Here is a 5,982-nt window from a genome sequence, read left to right as displayed (position 1 = left end):
GGATCGCTGGTCAGCCGGCCCAGAACGCTGGCGCGGCGGTCCAGCGTTTCCACCCACAGCGCATGAGCGCCGGCGGGAGGTTCCACGATCACGTCATAGGTTTCAGCGACGCCCATGCGGAATTCATCGACCACCACCGGCTGCACCGGCCGGCCATCAGCCGCGACGATGGTCATCGGCACGCCCGGGATGCGGATATCCATGAAGCTCATCGCCGAACCGTTGATGAAACGCAGGCGCACGCGCTGACCGGGCGTGAAGTTCAGGGTGGGCTGCGCCGCCGTCGGCTGGCCGTGCATCAGCAGCGCATAGCCGGTCACGTCGGCGATGTCGGTCGCGTCCATGCGCATCTGGCCCCAGGCTTGCCGCTCGGCCATCGTGGCCTTCATCCCGAATTTCTTCGCGTCACGCATCATTTCGGGCAGCGTGCGCTTGTTCCAGTTGTAATAGCCGGAATCGCTCTTCAGGTTGCGCAGCACCCGGGCAGGATCCTCGCGCGTGTGGTCCGACAGCAGGATGACATGCTCCGCGTCAGCCTTGATCGGGTCGTCACCCGCCGGCGCGATGATCAGCGCGCCATATTGCCCGGCCTGTTCCTGCCCTTCCGAATGCGCGTGATACCAATAGGTGCCGCTCTGCCGCACGCGGATGCGATAGGTATAGGTTTCGCCCGGCGCGATACCGTTGAAGCCGTTGAAGCCCGGCGCGCCATCATAGGCCCCGTCGATCAGCAGCCCGTGCCAGTGAATGGAGGTGCTGGACTTCAACTTGTTGGTGACGCGAACAATGGCCTCCTCGCCTTCCTTGAAACGCAAGGTGGGGCCGGGCACGCTGCCGTTGATGGCGATCACACTGTCGGTGCGGCCAGGCACGATCTGCTTCTGTTGGCGTTCCACCACCAGATCATAGGTGGCAGCCTGCACCAGTGCCGGCGTGAGCAGGACGAGCGCCAAAACCAGGCGGGCAAGATGTTGCAGCAATGTCATCGCCGGCGCATAACCTGCGTATCATGGTACAGAGTCAAGCTGCAGATCGTCTCACTATCGCGCGATTGGCCGCAGCCGCCGGCGTTGGCGTCGAAACCGTGCGCTTCTATCAGCGCAAGGGGCTGCTGCCGGTACCGGCGGCGGCGGGCAAGGTGCGCCATTATGATGCTTTCCATGTCGAACGTCTGCGCTTCATTCGCACCGCCCAGCGCGCCGGTTTCAGCCTGAAGGAAATCGCCGAGTTGCTGGCGCTGGATGCCAGTGACGACCGCGCCCGCGTGCAAGCGCTCACCCGCACACGCCTTGCCGCACTCGATGCCGAAATGGCCGAGCTCTCCGCCGCCCGCACCTTGCTGTCGGGCCTGCTCGACGAATGCACCAGCGGCGGCGTTGGCCCCTGCCCGATCATCGCGACCTTCACCGGCAACCGCTGCCATTGATGGCACCGGCTCGACAAGGCCCGGTGCTTCGCCCAGTGTGCCCCCGATGAAAAACGTTGCGAACAAGCCCCTTTTGGCCTGGTTGGTCGTCGTTCTGGCCGGGGCGGTGCTGCCCGCTCTGGCCCTGCTGTTGCTGCGCGATGTGCCTGCGCCAGCACCGCTGGCGCTGATCGGCGGTCCCATAGTGGCCGTTGGCCTGATGGGCATGGGCATGATCGCTGCGGCCACCGTCGGCCGGTTCTGGGTCGGCGTGCTGCTGGCGCTGCTTGCGGGAGTCGGCCTGATCCTGTTGGCGCGGGTGCTGGGCATGCCGGCGCTGCCGCACCCGTTTTCCACCGGGCTGGCGGTGATCGTGGCCAGCCTCAGCTTTGCCGCGCGAGGGCTCCTGTTTGCGCGCGCCATGGCCGGCAACGGCTGGTTGATGGCGCTGTTCGTTGTCGCCGGCGAAGCCGCCATGCTGGCCACGGCAGCCTATTTGCCCAATTGGTTGCTCGTGCTGCTGCCCGCCCAATGGGCCAGCACGGCCATCCAGACCGCGCTGACCGGCACCGGCACGCGCGCGGCGAGTTCCGCCTTGTTCGCGCTGGCCGGTACGGCGGCAACAACGCTGCTGGTGGCCTTCCTGTGGCCGCGCCGCTGGCCCTATGCACTGATGTTCTCAGCCTGGATCAGCCTGTCGGCGCTGGTCTGGCACAACCCCGGCCCGCCGATGCCGCGCGCTGATCTTGAGGTTTACGCCCTGCCTGCGCTGCTGGAACGACCGGCCAATATCGCCCCGGTTGCGATTGCGCCGCCGGATGCTGCCACTGTCAGTGCCCTGGCCCGGGTGCGGCGCCAGATCGAAAAATGGCCCGCCGCCGCCGAGCCTGATCTTGCCCAACGCGCGCGCAACCTGCTGCTGATCGCGGCGGTGCCCGATCTTTACGATACTGAACCGCTGCAATCGCAGTTGCCGGCGCTGGTTGCGGTCGAACTCAAGGCGCGGCTTCCGGCCAACCAGCGCCGCGCCATCCTGATCGCCATTGCGCTGCATCCCGAACAAGGCAGCGTGGCGGCGCGCGAAACATTGCCGGCGCTGGGCCTGCCCGCCAATGTGGGTGACGAAGCGCCGGTGCGCAGTCGCATGGCACTTTATGCTGCCCAGCTGGCCCGGCAGCCTTGACCCGCCAGGCCGCGAAGATGAGTCTGAGCCTGACGCGCAACGCCAGATTTGGCAAAGTGGTGGTTCTGCCCAGCGCGGTCGCTTCGAAATGCTGTAAACTCACCCCTATTCGGGAATGGGCTTGGGGAGTGACACCATGGATTGGCGGACGATCATTGCGGGCATGATGCTGGCGGTTGCCGCCGCGGCAACCCCGGCCAACGCCGCTGGCGACAACCCGCCCAAGGCCGCGCAGCCGGCGCCGTGGCTGCCCGCCAGCTTCACGCCGCCCGTGCTGGCCAAAGCATCTGGCTTCAAGCTGGTGCCGCTTGGCCCGGCCTTGGTGAAGATCGACTATGACGCCTACATGGCCTCCATCGAACATCTGCAGAAGACATTCACCCGCAGCACGGATTGGCCGCACAAGAACCTCACCGCCGCCGACGCCATGGCCGACATGGAGAGTGAAGCGACCCGCTTCCGCAAACGCGAATCCTTCGCCTATGGCGTGCTCACCCCCGATGGCCGCCGTGAACGCGGCAGCGTCTATGTCTCGCCCAGCAATGTCGCCGGCTATGATGCCGTGGTGCGGCTGTGGGTGACCAAGGCCGAATATGACGCCGGCTTCGATGCAGAACTCCATGCCTGGGTGCAAAACTGGGTGCGCGCCAAATGGCCCTTCGCCAAGGTCGCCTACCCCGGCCGCGCCATCGACTGGGCGACGTGGGACGCGCTAGTTGCAACTTCGAAGAAGAACGGGAAAGCGTAAGAGGCCGCCGGCGGGCAGGGCCTGAGGCCCTGCACCCACTTTCGTTGGGGCAGCGCTGCCCAAGTTCATGGTTAATTTATACTTTGCAGATAAAAAATCGGGCTTCGGGGGGCACCCGTCCGTCTGTTGACCGCAAAGAGGGGACATCATTCATGTTTTATCGTTCAGCCATCATCGTTCTTGCGACCATGCTCACCACTGGCGCCAATGCCGCATCCATCATCGGCAGTGCGACCGGAATCGCAAGCCCAACTTACGCCATCACGTTCAGCGAAGTGTCTTTGACGCCATCAGTCTCCCAAGTGACCAACCAGTTTGCCGCCTTTGGGGCCAGTTTCTCGCCTGCTGCCACCTACACGCCGCAGACCGGGTTTCCCAATATCGTCGGCGATACGATCGGCAATTTTCCCGTCAGTTTCTTCACGCCGTTCAGCATCAACTTCACTGTACCACAAACCAGCGCCGCCTTCGCCATGGTCTCCAACGGCGCAGATTATCTGTTTGAGGCGCTTTCGGGCGCAAATGTCGTCGAAGGATTTACGGCGCCCGTTGGCACTTCGGCCAACAATTTCTATGGCTTCACCGGTGTCAGTTTCGACAGCATCCGCATCACCAATCTCACCAGTGACCTCTGGTTGATCGACAATGTGCAGATTGGCTCGACCACGGCTGTTCCCGAACCGGCCAGCTGGGCCATGCTGATCGCTGGCTTCGGTCTGGTTGGCGCGGCCATGCGCCGTCGGCGCGCTGCGGTCGCCTGAACCGCCGGCGCCGGTTGGCGCTGATTGCAGAAACCAGTTCCGAATTGATCGGATGATTCACAGCCGTCCCGCAACAACGGGGCGGCTGTTGCTTGGCGTGGGAATATCGTTTCTTCTTCAGCCTGAAACGCGCAGAACCACCGTCAGTCCCGGTGGCAGCGGATCAGGCAACGTCGCCAACCGCGTCGCATCGCGGCGTGCGCGGTCCACCACGGCGGCGGGGACAGCGCCTTTCATCACCAGCGCGTCGCAGCGGGCCAGGGCATTCAACTGGTTGAGGGTGAGATCGCCGGGGTCGGCGCTGGCAAGGGTGATGTCCAGCAGCTGCGGGGCGGCATCCGACGCGCCCGCGACCACGGCGGCGACGGCGGATTCGGGATCGGCCAGCGCAGCGAAAGGATCGAGCGGGCCGGCTTGTGCCAGCGCGCGTTCCCACAAGCGGCGGCGATCGTTGGGTGTCGGGTGACGGACAGCGACCGCGTCGCGGGCGGCGAGGATGGCGCGCGCCAGCGGACCGAGGCTGGCGGGGAGCAGCGCTTCGAACCGCGTGCGCAAGGCGCGGGCAAGGCTGGCCGACGCGCCGGCGGTGGAAATGGCGACAACCACGGGTGAACGATCGATGATGGCGCCCATCAGGAAATCGGACATGGCGGGTTTGTCCACCACGTTGACCAGCAGGCCGCGGGCGCGCAGCCGGGAGGCGGCGGCGTGGGCTTCGGCGTCGTCTTCCAGCGCGACGAAGGCCAGCATGGCGCCCTGTGTCTCTTCGACCACCAACGTGCCACCGGCCGCGCGGACCAGGCGGGCCTTGGCTTCGGCGGGTTCGCCGTCACCAACCAGGATGACGTTGCGCCCGGCGAGGGTCACGAAGATGGGCAATTGCTGCATGGCGCGCCTGTGCCCTGCGCCTCACGCCGGCGCAATACCGGACTCTGGCGTGTGCGGATCGGCGACGCGGGTCAGGCGGGCAAGCAGCGCGAGGCCGCCGGGAATGGCAGACAGGCCGGCCATGGCGGCATAGCGCCCGATCGGATGCCGCGCCACCGCCAGCGCGGCCATGGCGAGGCGGACCGGGCGGCGGGTGCGAGTGAGCAGCGCGTGGCTGTAGGTGGCGGCATCAGCACCTTGTGCCAGCATCGCCGCCGCAAGCCGGCCGGATTCGAGCGCGATGGCCATGCCGTCGCCGCAAAAACTGGGGATGACGGCGGCCTGGTCGCCCAGCCGCCAGAGGCCGTCCTTGGTGGGCCTCGCCAAATGGCCATAGGGCACGCGGCTGATGGCGAGCGGACGCGGCAGCAGTGGTTCGGCATTGGCCAGCGCGGCAAGGGCTGGCTCTGTGACCAGACGGGCCAGCAGGGCGGCCCATGATCCCAGCGCGCGATAATGTGCGCCGTCCACCAGCAGGCACAGGTTCAAGCGGCCGCCCTCCACCGGTTGCAGGCCGGCATAACCGCCGTCGAAAAAGGTGACCGCCACGCTGCCCGCAAGGCGACGCGACAAGGCAGCATCGCGGAAATACATCTTGAAACCGATTTCATCCGGGCCGTCGGGGCGCGGCAGGCCGCGCACATCATGCTTGCCGCTGGCGAGCAGCAGGGTCGATGCACCGATGTCGCCGGCGCTGGTCTGCGCCATACTGCCGGCCAGGCCGCGCACGCTCACGCCGCGCTGCACGTTCACTCCTTGCGCAGATGCGCGGTCGAGCATGGCTTCGTCCAGCACCCGGCGCGACAGGCTGAGCGCTGGAAAGGGCAATGCGGCGGCGGCCTGGCGGTGGCCAGCGTTGATCTCGACGCGCGTGATGGGAACCGCGCCCAAAGCCCGCGCGTCCACGCCCAGCCCAGCCAGCGCCTTGACCGCCTCGCCGCTGAGGAACTCGCCGCAG

General features: G+C 66.2%; 7 protein-coding genes. 4 read left to right on the top strand and 3 right to left on the bottom strand.

All coding sequences use genetic code 11. From position 1 onward, the window contains the following. A partial coding sequence (locus RMO81_RS11910; RefSeq protein ID WP_310476104.1) for a multicopper oxidase domain-containing protein occupies positions 1-986 on the bottom strand: 986 nt, incomplete at its 3' end. Between the two features lie 23 nt (positions 987-1,009). Here RMO81_RS11910 and RMO81_RS11905 point away from each other — a divergent pair. The 4 genes from RMO81_RS11905 to RMO81_RS11890 all read left to right on the top strand — a co-directional run bounded on the left by RMO81_RS11905 (position 1,010) and on the right by RMO81_RS11890 (position 4,097). Next, a complete protein-coding gene (locus tag RMO81_RS11905; RefSeq protein ID WP_310476103.1) occupies positions 1,010-1,426 on the top strand; it encodes a MerR family transcriptional regulator in 417 nt (138 codons plus the stop codon). 46 nt (positions 1,427-1,472) lie between these two features. Continuing rightward, a complete protein-coding gene (locus RMO81_RS11900; protein WP_310476102.1) occupies positions 1,473-2,588 on the top strand; it encodes a hypothetical protein in 1,116 nt (371 codons plus the stop codon). A 136-nt stretch (positions 2,589-2,724) separates the two neighbouring features. Continuing rightward, positions 2,725-3,336, top strand: a complete 612-nt coding sequence (locus RMO81_RS11895; RefSeq protein ID WP_310476101.1) for a twin-arginine translocation pathway signal protein — start codon at positions 2,725-2,727, stop codon at positions 3,334-3,336. 152 nt (positions 3,337-3,488) lie between these two features. After that, the gene (locus RMO81_RS11890) at positions 3,489-4,097 is read left to right on the top strand and encodes a PEPxxWA-CTERM sorting domain-containing protein (protein WP_310476100.1); all 609 of its coding nucleotides are present in this window, start codon (positions 3,489-3,491) and stop codon (positions 4,095-4,097) included. A 117-nt stretch (positions 4,098-4,214) separates the two neighbouring features. Here RMO81_RS11890 and RMO81_RS11885 read toward each other — a convergent pair whose 3' ends face one another. Continuing rightward, positions 4,215-4,985 (bottom strand): NAD(P)-dependent oxidoreductase, encoded by a 771-nt coding sequence (locus tag RMO81_RS11885; protein WP_310476099.1) that lies wholly within the window; start codon positions 4,983-4,985, stop codon positions 4,215-4,217. Between the two features lie 21 nt (positions 4,986-5,006). Beyond that, positions 5,007-5,982, bottom strand: a 976-nt coding sequence (locus RMO81_RS11880; RefSeq protein WP_310476098.1) for an electron transfer flavoprotein, incomplete at its 5' end; no start/stop codon positions are given.

Source organism: Sandarakinorhabdus sp., assembly GCF_031422795.1.
Classification (GTDB): domain Bacteria; phylum Pseudomonadota; class Alphaproteobacteria; order Sphingomonadales; family Sphingomonadaceae; genus Sandarakinorhabdus.
Note: the sequence above shows the minus strand (reverse complement) of the source record. Positions and strands in the feature narration are given on the sequence as shown.

Bases quoted from the DNA above. Each gene is read 5' to 3' on its own strand.
- RMO81_RS11890 (WP_310476100.1), top strand. From the start codon at position 3,489: ATGTTTTATCGTTCAGCCATCATCGTTCTTGCGACCATGCTCACCACT.
- RMO81_RS11900 (WP_310476102.1), top strand. From the start codon at position 1,473: ATGAAAAACGTTGCGAACAAGCCCCTTTTGGCCTGGTTGGTCGTCGTT.
- RMO81_RS11885 (WP_310476099.1), bottom strand. From the start codon at position 4,985: ATGCAGCAATTGCCCATCTTCGTGACCCTCGCCGGGCGCAACGTCATC.
- RMO81_RS11895 (WP_310476101.1), top strand. From the start codon at position 2,725: ATGGATTGGCGGACGATCATTGCGGGCATGATGCTGGCGGTTGCCGCC.
- RMO81_RS11905 (WP_310476103.1), top strand. From the start codon at position 1,010: ATGGTACAGAGTCAAGCTGCAGATCGTCTCACTATCGCGCGATTGGCC.